The sequence below is a fragment of the Natrialba chahannaoensis JCM 10990 genome (genome assembly GCF_000337135.1).
In the GTDB taxonomy this organism is placed as follows: Archaea; Halobacteriota; Halobacteria; order Halobacteriales; family Natrialbaceae; genus Natrialba; species Natrialba chahannaoensis.
In genome coordinates this window covers 1-21,107 of record NZ_AOIN01000068.1, presented here as the reverse complement: position 1 = coordinate 21,107, position 21,107 = coordinate 1, and the positions used below count along the sequence as shown (strand labels likewise).

Below are 21,107 nucleotides of genomic sequence, written 5' to 3'. Positions count from 1 at the left end.
GTCACCGAAAGTGACGAAGCAATCTGTTTCAGTTTGTTCTACATCTTGGTTCGGCAACGACTGTGAACGGCGAGGCTTTGCGCCTGCTCAACCTGTAAAAACGACGTTCAACGACACTCAGCTCTGGGCGTAGCCTTCGATGTACTCGTCGTTGACTTCCCACTCGCCGTCGCCGTTGCGGATCATGTACTCACCGTAGTATGGAACGCGGTTCGCGACGACCTCGCGGAACGCCTCGCGAATCTCGGGTTTGGTCATCTCGCCCATCGGTTTGAGGTCGTCGTTCCGGTTGAGACAGCCCTTCAGGTAGCCCTCATGGGTGACTCGGACACGGTGGCAGTTCGCGCAGAAGGTTGGGTTCTCGACGGGGTCGACGATTTCGACCATGCCGCGGCCACCGCTGTTCGTGGCCCCGTCTTCGTCCCCGGTGTCGGTATCGTCGCCGCCGCTTCTGCTATCGCTCTCGATCCAGTACCGTTTTCGGTCGTGCATCTCGCGGTGTTCGACCTCGGCGGCCTGCTCGGCCAGCCAATCGTGCACGCGCTGGATGTCAATGTTCCACTCCGGCCGACCCGTCAGCTCGGGCATATACTCGATCAACTGGAGCTGCAGCCCCTCGTTTTCGGCAACGTGGTCGACCATCTCCGGCACGTAACCCGCCGTGTGCTCGAAGACGACCATGTTGAGTTTGACTGGATCAAGCCCTGCCTCGAGAGCGGCGTCGACACCCTCCAGCACCTTCTCGTACGCACCGCTTTTCGTGACGGCGGCGAAGTCCTCGGGGTCAAGTGCGTCCTGGGAGACGTTGACCCGATCGAGGCCGGCGTCGACCAGTTCCTCGGCACGGCCTGGGAGAAACGTGCCGTTCGTCGTTAGCGAGACTTCCATCTGGTCGGGAGTGCGCTCGATGATTTCCGTCAAATCCTGGCGAAGCATCGGCTCGCCGCCAGTGAACTTGACGGCGTCGACATCGAACTCGGCGGCGACCTCAAGGAATCGGACGACTTCGTCGGTTTCCATCTCGTCGTCCTGGGGATCCATCGGTCCGCGAGTGTCGCCTAAGCCCTCGTTGTGGCAGTAGATGCAGTCAAAGTTGCACCGATCGGTGAGCGAGACGCGAACCCCGGTCACCTCGCGCCCGAACTCGTCGGTGAGCATACCACCCCGTTTCGGTCGAAACCGCTTAAGCGCGCCGGGTATTCCCACTTGTCGTAACCTGTTTTGGTTACGTAGTTGCCAGCCAGTAGATAGACGTAACGACGACTCGGACTTTCCAGGACCGATACTGCCGACAGAAGAACTACACCGAAGATCCGCGTACGTCGCCCATGGACGATGCGATGCTCTCCGACCAGCGCGAACTCGTCGAACAAATCGAAGCCGCCGGCTGGGACGTGACCGACCTCGAACTGTCGGCCTACGACAGTCCGTGGTCCGACGAGGACGCCCCCGAGGCCACGGTGACGATCACCGCCCGCAAACCCTACGAGAGCGAGGAGGTAGAACGCGACGATGAAAGCGAAGATGAGACGGACGACAACCCGTTCCGTCTCAAGTGAAACTGAAAGTGACGCAGTTGTAGTCAGGGACCTGACGGCGTGCAGTCGCCGAGTCTGACAGTGTACATTCGTGGGTTCGGCGCTACCCGCCAGCGACTGCTATCCCTTGATGTTACAGACCGGGAACGTCCGCGCAACCTTGTCGCCGATGCCCAACTCGTCCGAGACACGGACGACCTCGTCGACGTCCTTGTAGACCCCCGGCGCTTCCTCGGCCACCGTCGCACCCGACTGTGCTTTCACGTAGATCTGCTCCTGCTCCTCGAGTTCGTCCTGGACGTCGCCGCCCCAGAACTCATTTTTCGCCTGGGTGCGACTCATCAGCCGCCCCGCGCCGTGGGCGGTAGAGCCAAACGTAAGGTCCATGGAGTTCTCGCCACCGCGGAGAACGTAGTTGCCCGCGCCCATGCTGCCGGGGATGATGACCGGCTGACCGACGTCACGATACGCTTTCGGGACCTCGGGGTGGCCGGCAGGGAACGCGCGCGTTGCACCCTTTCGGTGGACGTAGAGTTCGCGCTCCTCACGCTCGACGGCTTCACCGTCTCGCACCGGTCGGCCCTCCGGCCCGACCCCCACTGTATGCGTCTCCTTCTTCGCAATGTTGTGTGCCACGTCGTACAGGAGCTCCATCTCCATCGACTCCCACGAGCGGTCGAAGACACGCTCGAACACCTGCCGCGTGCGGTGCATAATCAGCTGGCGGTTGACCCACGCAAAGTTGATCGCCGCGTTCATCGCACCGTAGTAGTCCTCGGCGAGCTGTGAACCCGCGGGCGCTGCAGCCAGTTCCTTGTCCGGCAACTGGTCCAGCAGGCCCTGGTGCTGTTGCTCGATCTTGCGCAGGTAGTCGTTGCACGTCTGGTGGCCCAGTCCGCGCGAACCGCAGTGGATCAGGACGACGATCTGGTCCTCCTCGAGTCCGAACGCCTCGCCAACCTCGGTGTCAAAGATGTCCGTGACGCGCTGGACTTCGAGGAAGTGGTTTCCGGAGCCAAGCGAACCGATCTGGTTCTTCCCGCGATCCTTGGCCTTCTGGCTCACCTTCTCCGGATCGGCACCTTCGCGCATTCCCTCGTCCTCACAGTGCAAGAGATCGTCCTCGACTGCGTGCCCGTTCTCGAGTGCCCAGTCGACGCCACGGGCAAGGATCTCGTCAACGGTGTCGACGCCGGCCTCGACGACGCCACCGCCGCCGAGCCCCGACGGGATGTTCGCGAAGAGTGCGTCGACGAGTTCCTCTTCTTGGCCCTTGAGTTCGTCGTACGTCAGATTTGTCCGCATCATGCGGACGCCGCAATTGATATCATAGCCAACTGCTCCCGGCGAAATACAGCCGTGCTCAGCGTCGAGCGCGCCGACCCCGCCGACCGGGAAGCCGTAGCCCTGGTGGCCGTCGGGCATACAGATCGCGTTGGTCGTCATTCCTGGCAGGTGAGTCGTGTTTGTGATCTGTTCGAGTGTCTTGTCCTCCTTGATTTCCTCCAGTAGAGCCTCGCTGGCGAGCACCCTCGCTGGGGCGCGCATATCTCCCTCCTGTGGAATCTCCCAGACGTACTCACGCACCTGCTCGAGCGTGATGCCGTCGGCGTCGAACGTGACGTTGCTCATACTTCGATATCCGGCCTCGACGATGAAAGATGTTCGTCTCTCCGGTCGACTGCCCGCGGCCACTTCTGTCCAGATGACCGCGACAGCCATCAGCCACGAGACTGTGTCGCTTCGGTCGGCGTTGCATCTGCTGCCTCTGCTTCAGTGTCGGCTTCGAGCCGTTCGAGTCGATTGTCGAGCGCGTACGGTCCGCCGCCGGTGATGAGCAGCACGGATGCCATCCCGAACAGGGCGACGTGGGCGAGCACCGGATCATCCGGGAGCGCAAACAGCGTCAGCGAGAACATCGCGAGCGCTGTAGCGGCACTCGCCCGCGTAAAAAAGCCCAGAATAATCGCGATGCCAAGCCCCGCTTCTGCTAGTCCAGCACCCATCACCCACAGCTCCGGACTGGCCGGAATAACCGCCGTGAGATCGTACCGGTCCACGACCGCGAGCGCGAGTCCCGGCTGGAGGAGTTTCTGTGTCACGCCGAGATAGATGAACGTCGCCCCAAGCCCGACCCGAACGACCGTCGACAGGAACCGCTCGTAGGGATCGATCCGCGCCTGAAACTCCCGTGCGCGCTCGTGCACCGGATCGAATCGTCTGTAGACCGTTCCCGGCGAGCCGGCAACCCGCTGGAGAACGTGATCCGCACTCGGCCGTCCGCTTCCCAGTAACGCGATGGCCGCCAGTCCGCCGACGAACTCGAGTTGCAGTAGCAGCGTCGGCCAGATCACCACGCCGACGAGGTAGGTCGCGAGGCCGACAAGTGCGACGACGCGGGTCGCGAGACCGAAGAGGAGGAGAAAGCCGAGCGCAATCTGGAGGAGACGAAGATCCACCTCGAGTGCAGGGCTGATGAAGTAGCCGCTGAAGCCGGCCCCGATTAGCGGGATACCGAGCGAGATGCGCAAGAGCCAGGGAACGTACTCGACGTACTCCCGCATGGCGAAGCGAAACGCTGCGAGGTCTCGCTGGAGCGGGCGGACGAGGAGGTAGCCACCGACGAGGAGTGCGACAACGAGCGCGCCGGCAACTAGCGGTCCGATGACGAATGGATCGGAGAGCGCTTCCGAGAAAAACTCGCTGAGGGTGATGTCTACCTCATCGTCGACGACGTACTCCTCGTGTGCACGGACACGGCCGGTAGCCGCGACGACGAGGGCGAACGCACCAACGAGGTGCATCCATCGGCGGCGATGGCTACACACCATTGACAGTACGCACAATGCCCACGATGAAATAAACACGGCTCCGATGCAGCAGTTGGCTGGCGGAGACTATCGCGTTAGACGTCGAAGACGACGTAGGCTTTCCAGTGATCGTCGACTACCTCGAGTTGCATCTCGGAGTAGGTTACTGCCTTCACCTCGCGGGCATCGATTTCGGCGAGCGGGATACCGCGGGCAGTTGCGGTGAGCGACCACTTCTCTGTGGAGGGGGCTGTCGATTCGTCGGCGTCGGCGTCGGCGTCGGTGTCGGCTCCGTCAATCGTCTCGACGTGATGGTCGACCGGGAGTTCAGCGCGCACATCCCGGAGATAGATCAGTTCGTCGAGGTAGTCGAACAGCAGCGCCTCACGGTTTTCGGCCGTGACCGACAGCGAGAAGCGCTCTCCGCCCGCTGACGGAATGTCCTCACAGGAGGCCGCCGCGAGGCCGTCAGCCACTGAGGCGAACACGTCCGTGATCGACTCGCCCGACGCCTCGACTGCGATGTCGGCTGTGTGGTCTCGAAGTTCGAATCCCATAGTCGTCTCTTGGCCATCGTACTACAACCGGCGTCGTATGCCCGTCGCTTTGGCTCGATGCCTGCATGAGCAGGGACGATTATCAGTAAACGGTATATATCGCTATCGGCAGGCCCGTTGCCGGTGGAATTATATTGGCGACGATGTAAGGCAGTGGTAGTGAGCGTCAACATCGACAGGCGCGTCGTTACGCCAGGGAACGACGAGTTCGTCGAGCGGGCCTGGCAGCTCAAAGAGGAGATCAACCGCGAAGAGGACGTCCTCAAGCAACGACGCGACTTTTTCACCGACGCCTATCGCCGGTCGACCGTCCACTGCTACGTACTCGACGGCGACTTGATCGGCTTCGCTGCGGTTCGACGCGACGGCTACATTCTCTTTCTCGCAGTCGCTCCGGAGTTTCGTGGTGAGGGTGTCGGCAAACGGCTCGTCGCCCGCGTCGCCGACGACCACCAGACGATTACGTGTCACGCGCGCACGAGCAACGAGAACGCGCTGCAGTTTTACGAACACCTCGGCTTCGAGATCAAGCGCCGGATCGACAACTACTACGAGGACGGCGGCGACGCCTACTACCTGAAACTCGGCTCCGGCGATGGGATCACGGATCGGCTCTCGGACCTCATGGGCCGCTAGTCTCCAGCCCTCACCAGCAGCAGCGTCGGTCGCCCAAACGGGCAGTCCAAGACAATACAATTATACCCGCGCCACGACGAGTAGCGCAAGCGCATGGAGGAGCGAACGAGGGCCTATCTTCGGGGGAGATTTCGGGATTACTACCGACGGACGGAGCTAACACCGCCGCCCGCCGCGAACGAGCGCGAGTGGGGATTCATCCCCTGGACGGAGGGGCCTGGGACGACGATGGTCCGCCACCGGTCACTGCTCGAGCTTGGCGACCTCTCGGAGTTTCTCGTCCGCAAGCGCCCGCGACACGTCTACTTCTCCGCGGGCCGCTTTCGGGATCCGAGCGCGAGTTCGATGAAGGCAAAAGACTGGCAATCTGCCGACCTTGTCTTCGACCTCGACGCGGACCACCTGCCGGACGTCACGCTCGGCGAAGACTCCTACGCCGAGATGCTCGCCAAGTGTAAGGAGGCCCTCTTCCGACTGCTTGACTTCCTCGAAAACGACTTCGGCTTCGAGGAACTCGAAATCGTCTTCTCGGGTGGACGGGGCTACCACGTCCACGTCCGCGACGATAACGTTCGCCACCTCGACAGAGAACACCGACGCGAAATCGTCGACTACGTCCGCGGCATCGGTCTCGACTTCGACACCCTGATCGAAACCGAAACCGTCGCCGGACTCGGCCGAAAAACGCCGACCGAGCGCCGCACCCTCCGCATCGAAGGCGGCTGGGGGAAACGAACCCACGAACACTTCATGACCTTCGTCGACGACCTGCTCGCACTCGAGGACGAGGCCGCACTCGAGTCCCTCCAGGAGTTCGACGGGATCGGCGAAGGGAAGGCGAAGGCGACGCTGAACGCCGCGCGGAACAACCGCGACCAGCTCGAGGCGGGGAACGTCACGGTCCACACCGCGGTTGCCCAGCTCGCAGAACGATTTGCATCGACAGCCGTCGAGAAGGACAACGCACCCATCGACGAACCGGTGACGACGGACACGAACCGACTGATCCGCCTGCCGGGGACTCTCCACGGCGGCAGCGGGCTGAAGACGGTTCGACTCGGACGCGACGAACTCGAAGATTTCGACCCGCTGGTCGATGCCGTCCCCGAGACGTTCGAAGGCCAGGAGATCGCGGTCGACGTGACTGACGGCGGCGAAGTCGAACTCGGAGGAGATAGCTTTACGGTCTCGGAGGGTGACCAGTCATTACCAGAGTACGTTGCCGTCTTTCTGATGGCACGCGGGCGCGCTGAGAAGGAGAAAGAATGAATCTAAACGAACTCCGCTCAGTCCAGAGCAAGGAGCGAAAGAAGGACAGCCTCCAGAATCTTCGCCCCTCGTTCTACCAGGAGGTCGGCGAGTACATTGCCGAACTCGAGGACGAGCGAGAACGCGTGGCCGACCGCGCAGACGATCCCTTCTCCTCGCCCGAAGTGGGGCGGTTGACAGACGAAATCGAGACTGCCAAGGACGTCGTTGAAGCGATTTACGAGCGCCGGATGGGCAAACTCGTCAAGCAGGCGAGTCTCGCCGCCGCGGGAATGGCGGCCAACGACGAGGGTTTGACCGCCGAAGAGGCAGATCTGTTCGACGACCTCGTCGAGCGTATTAGTTCGAACAAGAGTCGCGTGCTTGATGTGCTCGAAGGTGTCGAAGATGTTGCGGATGAAGGGATGGGGGCGGCCAATAGGCCGTCGGCTGGCTCTGCTTCCGACTCGCTGGCAGCGTCCGCCGCCGGCCAGAATCCACAGACTGGTTCCGAGGGACAGCTGGGAGGACCACCGCACGAAACTGGTTCTGCACCGGAGCCGCCATCTCCCGAAACTGAACCCGAACCCGAACCCGAAACTGAACCCGAACCACCAACACCGCCGGCGGAGCCGTCGGCCGAGACGGACGGGATACAGGCTAGCTCGACAGAGACAGACAACGTCTCTCCCGCAGACGTGATGGGAGGCGCAGATGCGCTCGACGATATCGACTCTCCGTCCGCAGGTGCGCCCACAGCCACACCCGAGCCGCCAGCCGACTCGAGTACCCCGCCGGCTCCCGACCCGGAAGCAACTGAGGTGGGGGCTGCAACCGAGACGGACAGTCCCGACGCAGACGCAGAGACAGGGATGTCAGCGCCACCTGTCGACCGCGTCACCGTCAAAATCACCGAAGATGTCGGTGCAATTCTCGGCGTCGATGACCGCGAGTACACCCTCGCCAGCGACGACATCGTAACGCTGCCCGAGGCCAACGCCACACCACTCGTCGAACGCGAGGCGGCAGAACAACTCGAGTAGCAGTCTGTCTGTTCTATTCTGTCGGGACGCGATTCGAGAGTCACAGATCTGATTTACGGGGAGCGTCTGCTGTGAGCAGCGTACACTGTGAGCCGTCCAGCCACCAGGCCCAAGAACCACAACACTGACGACCGCAGTCACAAATCCACACCCATGCTCGACGTTGGCGAAAATGCACCTGCGTTCGAACTGTCGAACCAGCACGGCGAACCCGTTCGACTGTCCGATTTCGACGGCCAGCGGCTCGTGATCTACTTCTATCCGCGGGCGAACACTGAGGGGTGTACGACTGAGGCCTGCCAGTTCGACGACGCATTGGCCACGTTCCAGGATGCCGACACGGCAGTCGTCGGGATCAGCGACGACCCGGTGTCGGACCTCGATTCCTTCGCGGCCGAATACGACCTCTCGTTCGACCTACTCTCGGACGAAGACGGCGCGGTCGCAACGCAGTACGACTCCTACGGCGAAAAACAGATGTTCGGCAACACCTTCGACGGCGTCTTCCGAAACACGTACGTCGTCGGCCCGGACGGAACCATCGAGGCCGCCTACGAGAACGTCAGCCCGGACGGTCATGCTGAGCGTGTACTCGAGTCACTTGAGACTGAAGAGTCGGTCTGACCTGTCGGCTGTCGGGACAGTTACCGGAGATCGGTGATTGGTGGTTGGTAATTGGTAATTGATGGCTTGGAGATTGAGAATTGGTAGTGGGTGATTGGTGGTCAGTGGTCGGTGGTCGGGAATCAGAATCCAGCCACAGCCTTATCGACGCTGAGAACCGAGACCACCGCCATGAGCGTCATGGGAGAGTTTACGATCAACTCTGCGGACTTTGCGTTACATGAAACGTTGTCGGCTGTGCCGGAGATGGTAGTCGAAATCGAACGACTCGTCGCGACGACTGAAGATCGGCTCATGCCGTACTTTTGGGTGACCGGCGACGACCACGCGTCGTTCGAAGAAGCGTTCGAAATGGATCCGTCGTTGACATCCTCCACGCCGTAAACGACGTGGAATCCCGACCGCCGTTGGGATATTACGGTTTACAGTTCACAACCTGTTCTCGCGGGGCGAAACGGCCCTCGCTATAATCGAACAGATGGACTGAAGGCTGTGCCAACCAGCCGTTACTCCTATCCCGTGAAGGACTCGGAGTTACTTTTCGTCGGATGTTCTCCGCACCGTTCACGTCCGCGTTCGCCACCGTATCGCACTCCTCGCAGACGTACAACCCGCGTTCGACGCGCTGATCACTGTCTTTCGTTCCACAGGCGGAACACGTTCTCGAGGTGGCGCGTTCGGACTCTACCGTTACCTCGACCCTTCGGTTTCCGCCTTGTACTCGAGCATCGACGTGAAGCGGTCGAACGCCCAGCCGTGAAGGTCGAGATTCCCGTGCGCACCCCAGTTGCGGGGGTCGCCGTTCTCGTCGTCGCGGATACCGCCGAGGTCGCCGATCACGATTGTACCAACACCTCTCTCGACGCACTCCGCAACGATGTGTTTCGAGAGTGTATGCAAGAAGTGGGTTCGGCGTTCGGTACGCTTTCGATCCAGCCGAAGCCGCTCGTTGGATCGGCTATCGTCGCACTTCGCCTTCTTTCGTCCGAAGTAGTATTCGTTCTCTTTCAGGGCGTTGCCGGGAAAGAGAATCGATTCACCGCCGAACGAAAGCGCGGCGACGTTCGAGATACCGAGGTCGATCCCGGCAATCTCGTCGCCCGGCGGTTCAGGATCGATTACCTTCCGACAGACGAAGTGGAGCCGCCACTCGTCGTACTTGTGGACGGCCCGAACCTGTTGGATGTCCCACTCGGAGAGGTCTACGTCGGGACGTAGCTCGTATTCGCACAGAACGAAGTCCGAACGGTGTGCCTTCAGGTTTCGGCCTTTCGAGAGGCGAACGCGGTTGAACTGTCCATCATGCTTGAAGCCAGCCGCTTTGAACGACACCGTAGAACGTGGGTGCGAATCGCCGCGTTTGCGGTAGCCGGGCGCTCGGGCACGGCTATCGCCGTTCCGACGCTTTGTGAACCAGCCGTTGAACGCTTCAGCGAGTTCTTCGAGAACGCGCTGACTGGATTGAGAATGAAGATCCGTATAGCGTTCGTGGCCTTTAAGTTCGGATTTGAGTTCCCCGTCATCGGGGATCTCGCCCGTTTCATCCCACTGTTCTTGTGCGTAGTAGCGACCGACGTTCCAGAGTTTCGATGCGGCCCGTCCGAGTTGATCGAGGTCGCCACTAACCTGCTTCGGGTTAGTGATCGACGCTTCGAATGTTCGGTGGGTTCGCATCTGATTCTGCCCTCATAACCAGTTATGAAGGACGAAAAGAAAATAGTGTCGATTCAGTGTGAATATCTGGCCATCCAACAGGCGGTGGATCGTTACATCAATCGACGGCGCGTATCCACGCCCTGAAGGACGTGGTATTGCGCCTGTTCAGCGTATAACCCACTGCAAAACCGAGGCACCAACCGTCAGAACAGACGGAGTCGGTATCCGAAAAACGGGACAAGAGGATCACACCGCAGGCCAAGCGCCTACTGGAACGTCCGACCGAGCTGTTCCTGTTCCTGTCCCGGCTCCGCCTGCCGGAACTGCTGTTCGATCTCCTCGTAGCGCTCGCGTGTCTCCGGGGTCACGCTCGGCTGGACCTCCTCGAGTGCGTGCTCGAAGTGGTCCTTGCCGATACGGACGTTGCCGATCGTCTCGTCGATATCGTCCGCATCGACCGAGTTGATGAACTCGCGGCTGGCTGCCATCGACGCCTCACGACAGACTGCTTCGATATCGGCACCGACGTAGCCTTCCGTCTCTTCGGCGAGCCACTCGAGTTCCACCGCATCGGCAAGCGGCTTGTTCCGGGTGTGGACCTCGAAGATACGCTCGCGGGCCTCTTCGTCCGGGACCGGTACGTGGACGTGGCGGTCGAGGCGGCCGGGACGGAGTAGGGCCGAGTCGATCAGGTCCGGGCGGTTGGTCGTCGCGATAACGACGACGTCCTCGAGTTCCTCGAGGCCGTCGAGTTCGGTCAGCAGTTGGGAGACGACGCGTTCACCGACGCCGGAGTCACCCTGTCGCTGGCCGCGTTCGCCCGCGATAGAGTCAATTTCGTCGAAGAAGATCACGGTCGGGGCGTTCGACCGGGCCTTCTCGAAGATTTCGCGGACGCCCTTCTCGGATTCGCCAACGTACTTGTTCAGCAGTTCGGGGCCCTTGATCGAGATGAAGTTCGACTGGGCCTCGTTGGCGACGGCCTTGGCGAGCAGCGTCTTGCCGGTGCCGGGCGGGCCGTACATGAGCACACCCTTCGCGGCCTGCATGTCCATCTGCTCGAAGACCTCGGGGTAGTCGAGCGGCCACTGGATCGTCTCGCGCAGTCGTTCTTTGGTGTCGCCGAGTCCGCCGACGTCGTTCCAGGAGACGTCCGGGACTTCGACGAAGACTTCGCGCATCGCCGAGGGCTGGATTCCCTTGAGTGCCTCCTTGAAGTCGCCCTCCGTGACCTGCAGGGTCTCCAGGACCTCGGCGTCGATCTCTTCGGATTCTAAGTCGAGGTCGGGGCGGATGCGCCGCAGGGCGTTCATCGCGCCCTCGCGGGCGAGCGATTCGAGGTCGGCACCGACGAAGCCGTGGGTGTTCTCGGCGTAGCGGTCGAGGTCGATGTCCTCCTCGAGGGGCATCCCGCGGGTGTGGACCTGCAGGATTTCCTTGCGACCGTCCTTGTCCGGAACGCCGATCTCGATCTCGCGGTCGAAGCGGCCACCACGACGGAGTGCGGGGTCGATGTCGTCGACCCGATTCGTCGCGGCGATGACGGTGACGCGGCCGCGCTCCTCGAGGCCGTCCATCAGCGAAAGCAACTGGGCAACGACACGCCGTTCGACGTCGCCGCCGGCTTCCTCGCGCTTTGCGGCGATGGAGTCGAGTTCGTCGATAAAGACGATAGCAGGCGCATTCTCTTCTGCCTCCTCGAAGACCTCCCGAAGTTGTTCTTCGGACTCGCCGTAGTACTTCGACATGATCTCCGGGCCAGAGATGGTCTGGAAGTTGGCGTCGATCTCGTTGGCGACCGCTTTCGCCATCAGCGTCTTCCCGGTACCCGGCGGGCCGTGTAGCAGGACGCCTTTCGGCGGCTCGATCCCGAGCTGCTGGAACAGCTCTGGGTGGCGCATCGGCAGTTCGATCATCTCGCGGACCTGATCGAGCTCGTTGTCCAGGCCGCCGATGTCCTCGTAGGTGACGTTCGGGACACCCTCGGCGCTCGGCTCACCGCCGGCACCGACCTGTTCGGCCGGCGTCTCGGAGATGTTAATGTCGGTCGAGTCGGTGATGACGACGGTTCCTGACGGCGAGGTGCCTGCGATTTTCAGGGGGACCGACTGACCGGAGCTGGCCATCGGCCCAAACGAGAGTGAGAAGGGAACCGTCTGGCCCTCAGTGACGGCCTGGCCAGACAGTTTGTCGCGAACGAGCGGCCCGATATCGCCTCGAATACGGAGGTTCTGTGGAAGCGCGACGGTGACCGAGCTCGCGGGATTGACGTCCGCGGGTTCGACCGAGACTCGGTCGTCGATCCCTACATCCGCCTCCTGACGGAGACGGCCGTCGATACGGACGATTCCCCGTCCCTCATCCTCGGGGTAGCCAGGCCAGACGCGGGCGACGGCTTGGCTGTCGTCGCTTCCCTCGATCAGGATGTAATCGCCGTTTTCGAGGTCCAGTTCACGCATCGACACCCGATCGATGGCGGCCAGTCCGCGGCCTGCGTCCTTCTGTTTGAGTGGTTTGACGGTAAGTTTCATCGGTCGCCCTCCACTTCGATAGTGAGCACCCCATTTTTGATAAACGTATGCGCGTCGTCTGCACCGTCAGGGAGTTCAATCTCGTACTGCGTCCCATCGAGAACGACAAGGACCGTTCCGTCGACCACGTCGACCGCACTGTCGGCGATGTCTGCGCCGAAGTCGACGACGAAGACGAGTTTGTCGTCGTACTGGTATCGACGGGCGACCTGCTCTTCGTTGTTGGTGAATTGCTCAAGAGTCATTCGTTACTAACCCAACGTAATCGCCACTTCTATAAAAATCTTTCTCCAATCAACCCGGGTACGGGGTGCCGATGCGCCGAAAGACCGTTGTTCGTAGTTCACATTGCTTTCAGCACAGACACGGAAGTATATTATTCTGGCCGATGGTGGTTGATCGAGAGTCGGTGACTTTTCCCGAATCGCGCACCCACCAGCGGATATGATCGACGACGAGACACCGGTTCTCGACAACCATCTGCACCTCGATCCGGACGCCCACCGCGGAATCGACGCGGTCCGCGATTTCGCTCGCGTCGGTGGCACACACCTGCTCGTGGTGAACAAGCCCTCCTGGCATCTGGGTGTCGAGGCCGACACCGGCGAGGACTTCCGCCCCGTCTTCGAGCGTACCATCGAAATCGTCGACGACGCGTCGGACGAACTGCCGGGCCGCGCCTGGCCCGTCCTCGGGGTCCATCCCGGTCTTACCTCGCGGCTCGTCGACGAGCGCGGCTACAGCCCGGACGAGGCCCGCGAGATCATGCAAGGCGGTATCGACCTCGCCGCCGAGTTTGTCGAGCGCGGCGAGGCGCTCGCGCTCAAATCCGGTCGGCCCCACTACGACGTCTCCGAGGCTGTCTGGGAAGCCTCAAACGCCGTCATGTGCCGCGCCTTCGACCACGGTGGCGACCTCGGCTGCGCGGTCCAGCTTCACACCGAAGCGAGCGAGGACCTAACCGAGGTCGCTGAGTGGGCCGAGGCGCGCGGCCTGCCCGCACACAACGTCGTCAAACACTACGCCGCGGGCCAACTCGAGGGACCGACACCGAGCGTCATGAGCGACAAGGACCGTCTCGAACGCGCGGCCGACCGCGCCGTCGAGCACGATGCACCGTTCCTGATGGAAACCGATTACGTCGACGACCCCGGCCGGCCGGGAGCAGTCCTTGGACCGAAAACAGTCCCCCGCCGCGTTCGATGGCTACTCGAGAACGATCGTGACGACGCGGTCCGAACGGCCCACGTTGAAACCCCCGAACTCGTCTACGGAATCGACACCGAAGGTACGCTCGAGGGCGCTACCCGCCAGTAAGGCGGTTTTTGCTTCTGTCGTGGCGGCGTACAGGTAGAGAAAGGCATTTCAAGCGGCCGGTGTAGGTGTCTGTATGAGCAATCCCCCGACCGAGTACTACTCGGAGGAACGATGGCAGAACTGGATCGATCGCATCAAAGACGAAGAGATCGATCCCGAAGACGAATCGTCGGCCCGTCTCCTGCTGAACCTGCAGGATGACACGGCGATCGCCATCGCGAAGATCGTTGCCGCCTACGACGACGGGGACATAGACGACGAGACTGCACTCGAGGAGATCGCAGATGTTCGCGAGATCGTTCTCAGCGAGATCGACATCGAGGACGAAGAGAAGTTGATTCTGGTCGACGGCGTCCAGACGAGCCTCGTCTGTGTCTTCTTCGCCGCGGAGGAGTATATCGCGAACGGTCCTGCCGAGGACGGCACGGTTGGTGACTACCTGAGCGCCGCCGCAGACGCGGAAGCCGAAGAAGATCTCGACGCCGCACTCGGCTACGCCGCCCAGGCAGGAACGCTCATCATCGACGGTGACGAACTCGACATGACCGTCGCAGAAGATCTGGAGTACGGGCTGGTCACGGAGTGGATCAACGGCCTCGACAGCCTCCAGAGTGCGATGAGCGACCCGGAAGTCGTCGAAGAAGACGAGTAACGACGGACATCCGACGAACGCAGCGTGTTTTGATGCGTTCGCTTCCTGACCGGTTACTGTCGAGTACGGCTGTTGAGACGCAACCGCTGGTGAGGCACAACCGATTCGGTCCGCGCTCGGCGACAAAGAACTTTTCCCGAGGGTACGGCATCTGTCGAAACATCGAACGACAATACCATATAGGTCGCTGCATAGTATCCCAGTATGACAGCAGTCGGTATCGACGCCATCGAGATCTGGACCGGGAACCTCAAGCTCGACCTTCCCGGGACGTTCGCGCCGGAAAAGGGCGAAGACCCCGAGAAGTACACGAAAGGGCTCGGTCTCAACGCGAGTTCGTTCCCCGACAGTTACGAGGACATCGTCACGATGGGCGCAAACGCAGCCCACCGCCTGATGGAACGCAAAGGCCTCGAACCCGACGATATCGGCCGGATCGACGTCGCAACTGAGAGCTCCTTCGACAACTCGAAGCCGGTTTCGACGTACGTCGCTGGCTGTCTCGAATCAGTCTACGACGGCGACTTCCACCACGCGAACAAGGGTGAGCGCAAGTTCGCCTGTATCGCAGGCACACAGAGCCTGGACGACGCGTACAACTGGATCCGCGCGGGCCGAAACCGTGGCCGCGGCGCACTCGTTATCGCGACCGACACCGCACTCTACGCCCGCGGCGACGCCGGCGAGGCGACCCAGGGCGCGGGTGCCGTCGCGATGTACATCGACGAAGACCCAGATCTGATCGAACTCTCCACCGAGCAGGGCTACGGCTCGGCCGACGAAACGGACTTCCTCAAGCCGAACCAGCAGTTCCCCTCGGTCGACGGCAAGCGCTCCGTGCAGGTGTATCTCGCCCGCATGCGAGAAGCCTTGGAGGACTACGAGAGCGTCGCAGGTGACGTTCACCCCGACGATTTCGTGTTCGCGCCGTTCCACACTCCGTTCCCGGGCATGGTCCGCAAGGCAGCGATGCTCGCGTATCGCCACGTCACACGTGATACGGCGGTCGAAGAGGAACTCGCCGAGGAGATCGGTCGCCAGCCCCGCAGAGAAGCGTTCGACGACGAGGACGCGTTCCGCGAAGCGGTTCGCGAGTACATGGACGCACTCAAGAAAACCGACCGGTACCAGGAGTGGTACGCCGAGACAGTCGACCCCACGCTGGCGCTCTCGCGCGAGGTCGGCAACTGGTACACCGGCTCGGTCCACATCGCCCGCGCAAGCGCGCTGAAACAGGCTCTCGAATCCGGTCGGGATCTGACCGGCGAAACACTGCTGGTCGGCTCCTACGGTAGCGGTGCGCAGGCAGAGATTCACGCCGAGACGGTTCAGGACGGCTGGGAAGAAGAGATCGAGGCGCTAAACATCAGTGAGCAACTCGAGGCGCGCTATGATCTCTCCTGGGAGGACTACGAAGAAGTCCACGACGCGCACAACCACGAGATGGACATCGACGTCGAGGAGTTTACGACACCAGAAGAAGAGTTCGTCTTCGACGGCTGGGGCCGGATGGGCGAGCGCAAGTACCGATACGTCGAGTAGTCGGAGCCAAGCGCTGGTTTTCGTTGCGGTGTTTCACGGGTCCGTCTCGTTGCTGACCGGCGCGAGACGAGCAGGGTGCTCGTTGCACTCGAGTTGTGTCTCCACGACGACCACCGAGCCAGTGTCATCCACCAGCAACTGACTGGTCTATTCATCGAATTCCGAACTCGTTCGGCCTGTATCCGGCACGAGCGCCGTGCTGAGCGCATCGAAGGCGAAACGCACTACCCGGTGGGGTGACTAGGGCAGCCAACGACTGCGCACTGATTCGCATGGATCCACTCTCGCTCCTCGGCATCGACGTCGTGCTGTTCTTCGTCATCGGTCTGCTAGCTGGTGCCCACTGCATCGGGATGTGTGGGCCGCTCGTGACGATTTACGCGAGCCGGATGACCGACGACAGTGACACCGGGACCAACGGAAACGGCGACGGCGGTTCCGACCCCGTCCGAACCGACGGCAACGGTGCCACAGCAACCACACGCTCCCGGTCCGGTCACCTCACCACCTACGAAGTCCGCCAGCACGCACTGTTCAACCTCGGGCGCACCGCGAGTTACACGCTCCTCGGGGCAACCTTCGGCGCACTCGGCGGCCTCCTGTTCGTCACCACCGAGCAACTCACACCGGCACTCGAGTTCACTCGCGGAGGGGTCGGGTTGCTCATCGGCGCGTTTGTCATGATAACGGGGGTTTACTACGTACTCGGGAAGACGACCAGCGGTGGGATACACCTGCCTGGGCTCGAGCGCGTAACGGGCTGGTTGACGACGTACGTCGATCGGTTGGCGAACGGACCGGGTATCGTCGGCCTCGGTGCGCTGCACGGCCTCTTGCCTTGCCCGATTCTCTATCCGGCGTTTCTGTACGCCTTCGCGACCGGCTCTCCGACCGGCGGGGCGCTCGCGCTTGCGGCGCTTGGCCTCGGAACGGTGCCTGCGGTCTTCGCGTACGGGACGATCATCGATTCCATCGACGTCGCACACCGCCGCCGAGTGCACCAGCTACTCGGTGTTGCGTTCGTCGTCCTCGGCTACGTTCTGTTCGCCCACGGGCTGATGAGTCTGGGGGTTCACGTCCCACACCCTGAGTTGCCGTTCTACGACGGGATCGACGCGCCGGGTGTGGAGACGGGCGGTCACAGCCACCATTGAGCACTGACTCGGATCACCACGACCACTACTGAGCACTGACCAATGACAGAGACGAACGACACGAACCGAGATCCGGATCAGGACCAGGACCAGGACCAGGACCAGGACCCAGACCCAGACCCAGATTCGGACTCCGTACCAAGTCCAGACGGCACGGCAAACGCCGACGCCGGCTGTACGCTCTGTGAGCTGCCAGTCGAGGGCAGCGGCGTCGTCGACGACGGCAACGCGTTCTGCTGTGTCGGCTGTCGGGACGTCTACGATGCCCTCGGCGATGTCGAGGACGTAGACGCGACGGACATCCGCGACGCACGTGCCGCGCCCGACGCGGAGAGTGAGGATGAGACCGAAGACAGAGAGGTCCCACCGGGCCACGAAACCACCTTCCTCGAAGTCGACGGCATGTACTGTGCGACTTGCGAGGCGTTCATCGAGTCCGTCGCGTCGAACACCGAGGGTGTCAGCCACGCCAGCTCGAGTTACGTGACGGATACGGCCCGCATCGACCACGATCCAGAGGCAGTGTCGGTCGAGACACTCAAGGCGGAGATCAGCAAGCTCGGCTACAGCGCCTACGACAGGGAGGACGCCATCAGTCGCCGTCGCGCCGACAACTGGGAGATGGGCCGTGTCGCCGTCGGCGTCCTGATGGGGATGATGGTGATGTTGCAGTACATCGTCATCATCTACCCGACCTATTTCGGTGGGCTATTTTACGACGAGCGGACGGCTGAGTTCCTCACGGAGGCGCTCGCGAGCGATATTGCGACGCCGTTCTACATCGGTATCGGTGCGCTGACGACGATCATCCTGCTGATCACCGGGAAGCCGATCCTGCAGGGGGCCTACGTGGCGATCAAGACCCGATCGCCGAACATGGATCTACTCGTCTCGATCGCGGCCGTGAGTGCGTACCTCTACAGTACGCTCTCGATCGCCGTCGACGGCCCACACATCTACTACGACGTGACCGTCGCGATCATCGTCATCGTCACCGTCGGCGGCTACTACGAGTCGACGCTCAAACGCGAGGCGATGGACCGCCTCTCCGATCTGACCGCCGTGCAGGTCGACGAGGCTCGCCGGGTCTCCACTGGTGATGACGGTGATACGAGCACTGCCACCGACAGCAGCGCCGTCACCGACGGCGATAGCAATGACACCACCAGCAACGGTGAGACAACCGTCGCCGTCGACGAACTCGAGTCCGGTGACCACGTCCTGGTCCGCACCGGCGAACGGATTCCCATCGACGGCACTGTCGTCGGCGGCCAGGCTGCAGTCGACGAGGCCGTCGTCACCGGCGAATCTCTGCCCGTGACGAAGGAGTCGGGCGACGAGGTCGTTGGCGGATCGATCATCTCCGACGGCTCGCTCACCGTCGCGGTCGGTGAGGACGCCACCAGCACCCTCGATAGGATCAGCGAACTCGTCTGGGACCTCCAGAGTGGCACCCACGGCATCCAGAAGCTTGCGGACAAACTGGCGACGATCTTCGTCCCGCTCGTCCTCGTGCTTGCACTCGTCGTGACGTTCGTCTACCTCGTACTCGGTGCCAGCATTGCCGACGCCCTGCTTGTCGGCCTCACCGTCCTGATCGTCTCCTGTCCGTGCGCGCTCGGTCTCGCCACCCCCCTCGCTGTCGCCGCCGGCATCCGGGACGCACTCGAGCGCTCCATCGTCGTCTTCGACGACAGCGTTTTCGAGCGTATCCGGAACGCCGATACCGTCGTTTTCGACAAGACCGGTACGCTGACCACCGGCGACATGACCGTCGTCGACACCGACCTCGTGGACGACTTGTTCGAGCAGGCGGCGGTACTCGAGAGCCGGTCTGCACACCCGGTCGGTGAGGCGATTGCGGCGACGCCAGTGTCGCCGGTAGCGGATGGCGGAGCAGTCGCGCCGTCGGACGAAGAGGGTGAGCTGGCTCCAGCCGAGACCGATTCCACCGACGAGGATCACGGTGACCACAGAGGCAACGGACACCATGCAGACGACGATCGAATCGACTCATTCGAATCGCACCGTAACGGCGTCTCGGGCGTCGTTGACGGCGACGAACTCATCGTCGGACACCCGGATCTGTTCCGTGACCGGGGCTGGACTGTGCCCGACGAACTCGACGAGCGAATTACGGACGCGCGCGAAACCGGGCGCGTTCCGGTCGCCGTCGGCCGTAACGGTGCTGCGGACGGTCTGATCGTCGTTGGCGACGACCTTCGCGAGGGTTGGGACGAGACGCTCACCGCAATTTCGGCGTCGGGAACGGACATCGTCGTGCTGACCGGCGACGACCGCCGCGCGGCCGCGCAGTTCCGCGAGCACGACGCCGTTGAGCAGGTGTTCGCCGGCGTCCCACCGGAGGGGAAGGCCGAAACCGTCGACCGACTGAAGCGGACCGGCCGGACGGTAATGATCGGCGACGGAACGAACGACGCGCCGGCGCTTGCCAGTGCGGACCTCGGTGTCGCACTCGGCGGTGGAACGGCGATGGCCGCTGACGCGGCCGACGTGGCGCTCGTCGACGACGACCTCTCGTCGGTCGACACTGTCTTCGAACTCGCGCGGGCAACCGACCGCCGTGTGAAGGGGAATATCGGCTGGGCGTTCTGTTACAACGCAATCGCGATCCCGCTCGCGGTAACAGGACTACTGAACCCGCTGTTCGCCGCCGTCGCGATGGGGGCGAGCAGTCTGCTCGTCGTCACAAACTCCTCGCGACCGCTGCTCGATTGAGCGAGAGGGCCGTTTCCGCCGTAGGGCCGAACCCAATCCGCTCGTGAGCGCAGTCACGTTACCAAACAGCAGTTCGTGACACAGCGCTCCGCCCAACGGGACCAGGTGTGCGACCAAAGAAATCGAGTCGCTCACGATAATCGTATCATCAAAATAATGTCTCATGAGTGTAAAGCGGACAGATACCATGGCTGATCGCCTTCCGTCCAGCGGCTGGTACGCAAAGCGGCCCGGGCTGACCGTTCTCGCTGCCGTCGCCGCGTTACTTGGACTACTCATCGTTTTGCCGTATCTCCAGTACGTGCTGCTTGGCGTCGTCCTCGCGTATATTCTCCACCCCGCACAGCGCTGGCTTGAGCGCTACACTGGCTCGCTTGTCGCTGCGCTCACGCTCGTCGCCGTCGCGGTTCTCGCGATTTTGCTCCCACTCAGCTACGTTCTCATCGTCGCGTTCCGCGAGGCACTCGATGTCATCACTGCCATCCAGAACGGCCAACTCGACATCGAGGCGATCGAGACCCAGATCGAGGCAACCGGCTACTCGATCGACGTCGTCGAGTTCTACCAGACCTATCAGGAACCGATTGCGACGGGACTACAGGGGCTCGCAATGAGCGCACTCGAGATCGCCGGCGGCATTCCCGGTATCTTGATCGGCCTGACGGTATCACTGTTCGTCCTGTTCGCACTGTTACGAGACGGCGGTGAGTTCGTCGAGTGGATGACGCGCGTGTTGCCAGTCGAGGACGAGTTGCTGTCGGAACTCGTCACTGAACTCGACCAGCTCATGTGGGCATCGGTCGTCGGAAACGTCGCTGTCGCTGGGATACAGGCCGTCTTGCTCGGTGTCGGTCTTGCACTGCTTGGGGTCCCGACCGTTGTGTTGCTCTCGGTCGTGACGTTCATCTTCGCGCTATTGCCGTTGATCGGCGCGTTCGGCGTCTGGGTTCCGGTTTCGCTATACCTGCTTGGCACGGGACAGTTCGTAACGGCAGGCATACTCGTCGTGTACGGCTCGATCGTCAGCGCCTCGGACACCTACATTCGGCCCGCGCTTATC

The 21,107-nt window shown here is 62.0% G+C and carries 18 protein-coding genes and 1 pseudogene; 12 read left to right on the top strand and 7 right to left on the bottom strand.

Features of this window, described 5'->3' with window-relative positions; all coding sequences use genetic code 11:
* Positions 1-117: 117 nt before the first annotated feature.
* Complete coding sequence (gene moaA / locus C482_RS13165; RefSeq protein WP_006168129.1) at positions 118-1,158, bottom strand: GTP 3',8-cyclase MoaA; 1,041 nt, start codon at positions 1,156-1,158, stop codon at positions 118-120.
* A gap of 170 nt (positions 1,159-1,328) precedes the next feature.
* Here moaA and C482_RS13160 point away from each other — a divergent pair, with 170 nt between their 5' ends.
* Complete coding sequence (locus C482_RS13160; RefSeq protein ID WP_006168128.1) at positions 1,329-1,559, top strand: hypothetical protein; 231 nt, start codon at positions 1,329-1,331, stop codon at positions 1,557-1,559.
* 99 nt (positions 1,560-1,658) lie between these two features.
* Here C482_RS13160 and C482_RS13155 read toward each other — a convergent pair whose 3' ends face one another.
* The 3 genes from C482_RS13155 to C482_RS13145 all read right to left on the bottom strand — a co-directional run bounded on the left by C482_RS13155 (position 1,659) and on the right by C482_RS13145 (position 4,905).
* Positions 1,659-3,170: an RtcB family protein gene (locus C482_RS13155; protein WP_049896715.1), complete on the bottom strand. Its 1,512-nt coding sequence runs from the start codon at positions 3,168-3,170 to the stop codon at positions 1,659-1,661.
* Positions 3,171-3,259: 89 nt separating this feature from the next.
* Positions 3,260-4,342, bottom strand: coding sequence for a DoxX family protein (locus tag C482_RS13150; protein ID WP_006168126.1), 1,083 nt, complete (start codon positions 4,340-4,342; stop codon positions 3,260-3,262).
* Between the two features lie 101 nt (positions 4,343-4,443).
* Positions 4,444-4,905: an archease gene (locus tag C482_RS13145; RefSeq protein ID WP_006168125.1), complete on the bottom strand. Its 462-nt coding sequence runs from the start codon at positions 4,903-4,905 to the stop codon at positions 4,444-4,446.
* A gap of 159 nt (positions 4,906-5,064) precedes the next feature.
* Here C482_RS13145 and C482_RS13140 point away from each other — a divergent pair, with 159 nt between their 5' ends.
* From C482_RS13140 to C482_RS13120, 5 genes are all read left to right on the top strand, one after another.
* A complete protein-coding gene (locus C482_RS13140; RefSeq protein ID WP_006168124.1) occupies positions 5,065-5,541 on the top strand; it encodes a GNAT family N-acetyltransferase in 477 nt (158 codons plus the stop codon).
* Positions 5,542-5,634: 93 nt separating this feature from the next.
* On the top strand, positions 5,635-6,810 hold the full coding sequence (gene priS, locus C482_RS13135; protein ID WP_006168123.1) for a DNA primase small subunit PriS: 1,176 nt from the start codon (positions 5,635-5,637) through the stop codon (positions 6,808-6,810).
* Positions 6,807-7,832, top strand: a complete 1,026-nt coding sequence (locus tag C482_RS13130) for a DNA replication complex subunit Gins51 (RefSeq protein ID WP_006168122.1) — start codon at positions 6,807-6,809, stop codon at positions 7,830-7,832. Before priS ends, C482_RS13130 begins: the two co-directional genes overlap by 4 nt.
* Before the next feature lie 153 nt (positions 7,833-7,985).
* The gene (gene bcp / locus C482_RS13125; protein ID WP_006168121.1) at positions 7,986-8,456 is read left to right on the top strand and encodes a thioredoxin-dependent thiol peroxidase; all 471 of its coding nucleotides are present in this window, start codon (positions 7,986-7,988) and stop codon (positions 8,454-8,456) included.
* Positions 8,457-8,627: 171 nt separating this feature from the next.
* Positions 8,628-8,840, top strand: a complete 213-nt coding sequence (locus C482_RS13120; RefSeq protein ID WP_006168120.1) for a bacterio-opsin activator domain-containing protein — start codon at positions 8,628-8,630, stop codon at positions 8,838-8,840.
* A gap of 31 nt (positions 8,841-8,871) precedes the next feature.
* Here C482_RS13120 and C482_RS13115 read toward each other — a convergent pair.
* The 3 genes and pseudogenes from C482_RS13115 to C482_RS13105 all read right to left on the bottom strand — a co-directional run bounded on the left by C482_RS13115 (position 8,872) and on the right by C482_RS13105 (position 12,888).
* Positions 8,872-10,130, bottom strand: a pseudogene (locus C482_RS13115) (RNA-guided endonuclease InsQ/TnpB family protein).
* 248 nt (positions 10,131-10,378) lie between these two features.
* Complete coding sequence (locus C482_RS13110) at positions 10,379-12,643, bottom strand: CDC48 family AAA ATPase (RefSeq protein ID WP_006168119.1); 2,265 nt, start codon at positions 12,641-12,643, stop codon at positions 10,379-10,381.
* The gene (locus C482_RS13105) at positions 12,640-12,888 is read right to left on the bottom strand and encodes a DUF7127 family protein (protein WP_006168118.1); all 249 of its coding nucleotides are present in this window, start codon (positions 12,886-12,888) and stop codon (positions 12,640-12,642) included. Before C482_RS13105 ends, C482_RS13110 begins: the two co-directional genes overlap by 4 nt.
* 199 nt (positions 12,889-13,087) lie before the next feature.
* Here C482_RS13105 and C482_RS13100 point away from each other — a divergent pair, with 199 nt between their 5' ends.
* The 6 genes from C482_RS13100 to C482_RS13075 form a co-directional block, all read left to right on the top strand.
* Positions 13,088-13,960, top strand: coding sequence for a TatD family hydrolase (locus C482_RS13100; RefSeq protein ID WP_006168117.1), 873 nt, complete (start codon positions 13,088-13,090; stop codon positions 13,958-13,960).
* Positions 13,961-14,033: 73 nt separating this feature from the next.
* A complete protein-coding gene (locus C482_RS13095; protein WP_006168116.1) occupies positions 14,034-14,612 on the top strand; it encodes a DUF2150 family protein in 579 nt (192 codons plus the stop codon).
* Positions 14,613-14,816: 204 nt separating this feature from the next.
* Positions 14,817-16,154 carry a hydroxymethylglutaryl-CoA synthase gene (gene hmgB / locus C482_RS13090; protein WP_006168115.1) on the top strand — a complete coding sequence of 446 codons (1,338 nt, stop codon included), beginning with the start codon at positions 14,817-14,819 and terminating at the stop codon, positions 16,152-16,154.
* A gap of 272 nt (positions 16,155-16,426) precedes the next feature.
* Positions 16,427-17,308 (top strand): sulfite exporter TauE/SafE family protein, encoded by an 882-nt coding sequence (locus C482_RS13085; protein WP_006168114.1) that lies wholly within the window; start codon positions 16,427-16,429, stop codon positions 17,306-17,308.
* Between the two features lie 42 nt (positions 17,309-17,350).
* Positions 17,351-20,047: a heavy metal translocating P-type ATPase gene (locus tag C482_RS13080; RefSeq protein ID WP_006168113.1), complete on the top strand. Its 2,697-nt coding sequence runs from the start codon at positions 17,351-17,353 to the stop codon at positions 20,045-20,047.
* 187 nt (positions 20,048-20,234) lie between these two features.
* On the top strand, positions 20,235-21,107 hold an 873-nt coding region (locus C482_RS13075; protein WP_006168112.1), incomplete at its 3' end, for an AI-2E family transporter.

Bases quoted from the DNA above. Each gene is read 5' to 3' on its own strand.
- moaA (WP_006168129.1), bottom strand. From the start codon at position 1,158: ATGCTCACCGACGAGTTCGGGCGCGAGGTGACCGGGGTTCGCGTCTCG.
- C482_RS13160 (WP_006168128.1), top strand. From the start codon at position 1,329: ATGGACGATGCGATGCTCTCCGACCAGCGCGAACTCGTCGAACAAATC.
- C482_RS13155 (WP_049896715.1), bottom strand. From the start codon at position 3,170: ATGAGCAACGTCACGTTCGACGCCGACGGCATCACGCTCGAGCAGGTG.
- C482_RS13150 (WP_006168126.1), bottom strand. From the start codon at position 4,342: ATGCACCTCGTTGGTGCGTTCGCCCTCGTCGTCGCGGCTACCGGCCGT.
- C482_RS13145 (WP_006168125.1), bottom strand. From the start codon at position 4,905: ATGGGATTCGAACTTCGAGACCACACAGCCGACATCGCAGTCGAGGCG.
- priS (WP_006168123.1), top strand. From the start codon at position 5,635: ATGGAGGAGCGAACGAGGGCCTATCTTCGGGGGAGATTTCGGGATTAC.
- C482_RS13130 (WP_006168122.1), top strand. From the start codon at position 6,807: ATGAATCTAAACGAACTCCGCTCAGTCCAGAGCAAGGAGCGAAAGAAG.
- bcp (WP_006168121.1), top strand. From the start codon at position 7,986: ATGCTCGACGTTGGCGAAAATGCACCTGCGTTCGAACTGTCGAACCAG.
- C482_RS13120 (WP_006168120.1), top strand. From the start codon at position 8,628: ATGAGCGTCATGGGAGAGTTTACGATCAACTCTGCGGACTTTGCGTTA.
- C482_RS13110 (WP_006168119.1), bottom strand. From the start codon at position 12,643: ATGAAACTTACCGTCAAACCACTCAAACAGAAGGACGCAGGCCGCGGA.
- C482_RS13105 (WP_006168118.1), bottom strand. From the start codon at position 12,888: ATGACTCTTGAGCAATTCACCAACAACGAAGAGCAGGTCGCCCGTCGA.
- C482_RS13100 (WP_006168117.1), top strand. From the start codon at position 13,088: ATGATCGACGACGAGACACCGGTTCTCGACAACCATCTGCACCTCGAT.
- C482_RS13095 (WP_006168116.1), top strand. From the start codon at position 14,034: ATGAGCAATCCCCCGACCGAGTACTACTCGGAGGAACGATGGCAGAAC.
- hmgB (WP_006168115.1), top strand. From the start codon at position 14,817: ATGACAGCAGTCGGTATCGACGCCATCGAGATCTGGACCGGGAACCTC.
- C482_RS13085 (WP_006168114.1), top strand. From the start codon at position 16,427: ATGGATCCACTCTCGCTCCTCGGCATCGACGTCGTGCTGTTCTTCGTC.
- C482_RS13080 (WP_006168113.1), top strand. From the start codon at position 17,351: ATGACAGAGACGAACGACACGAACCGAGATCCGGATCAGGACCAGGAC.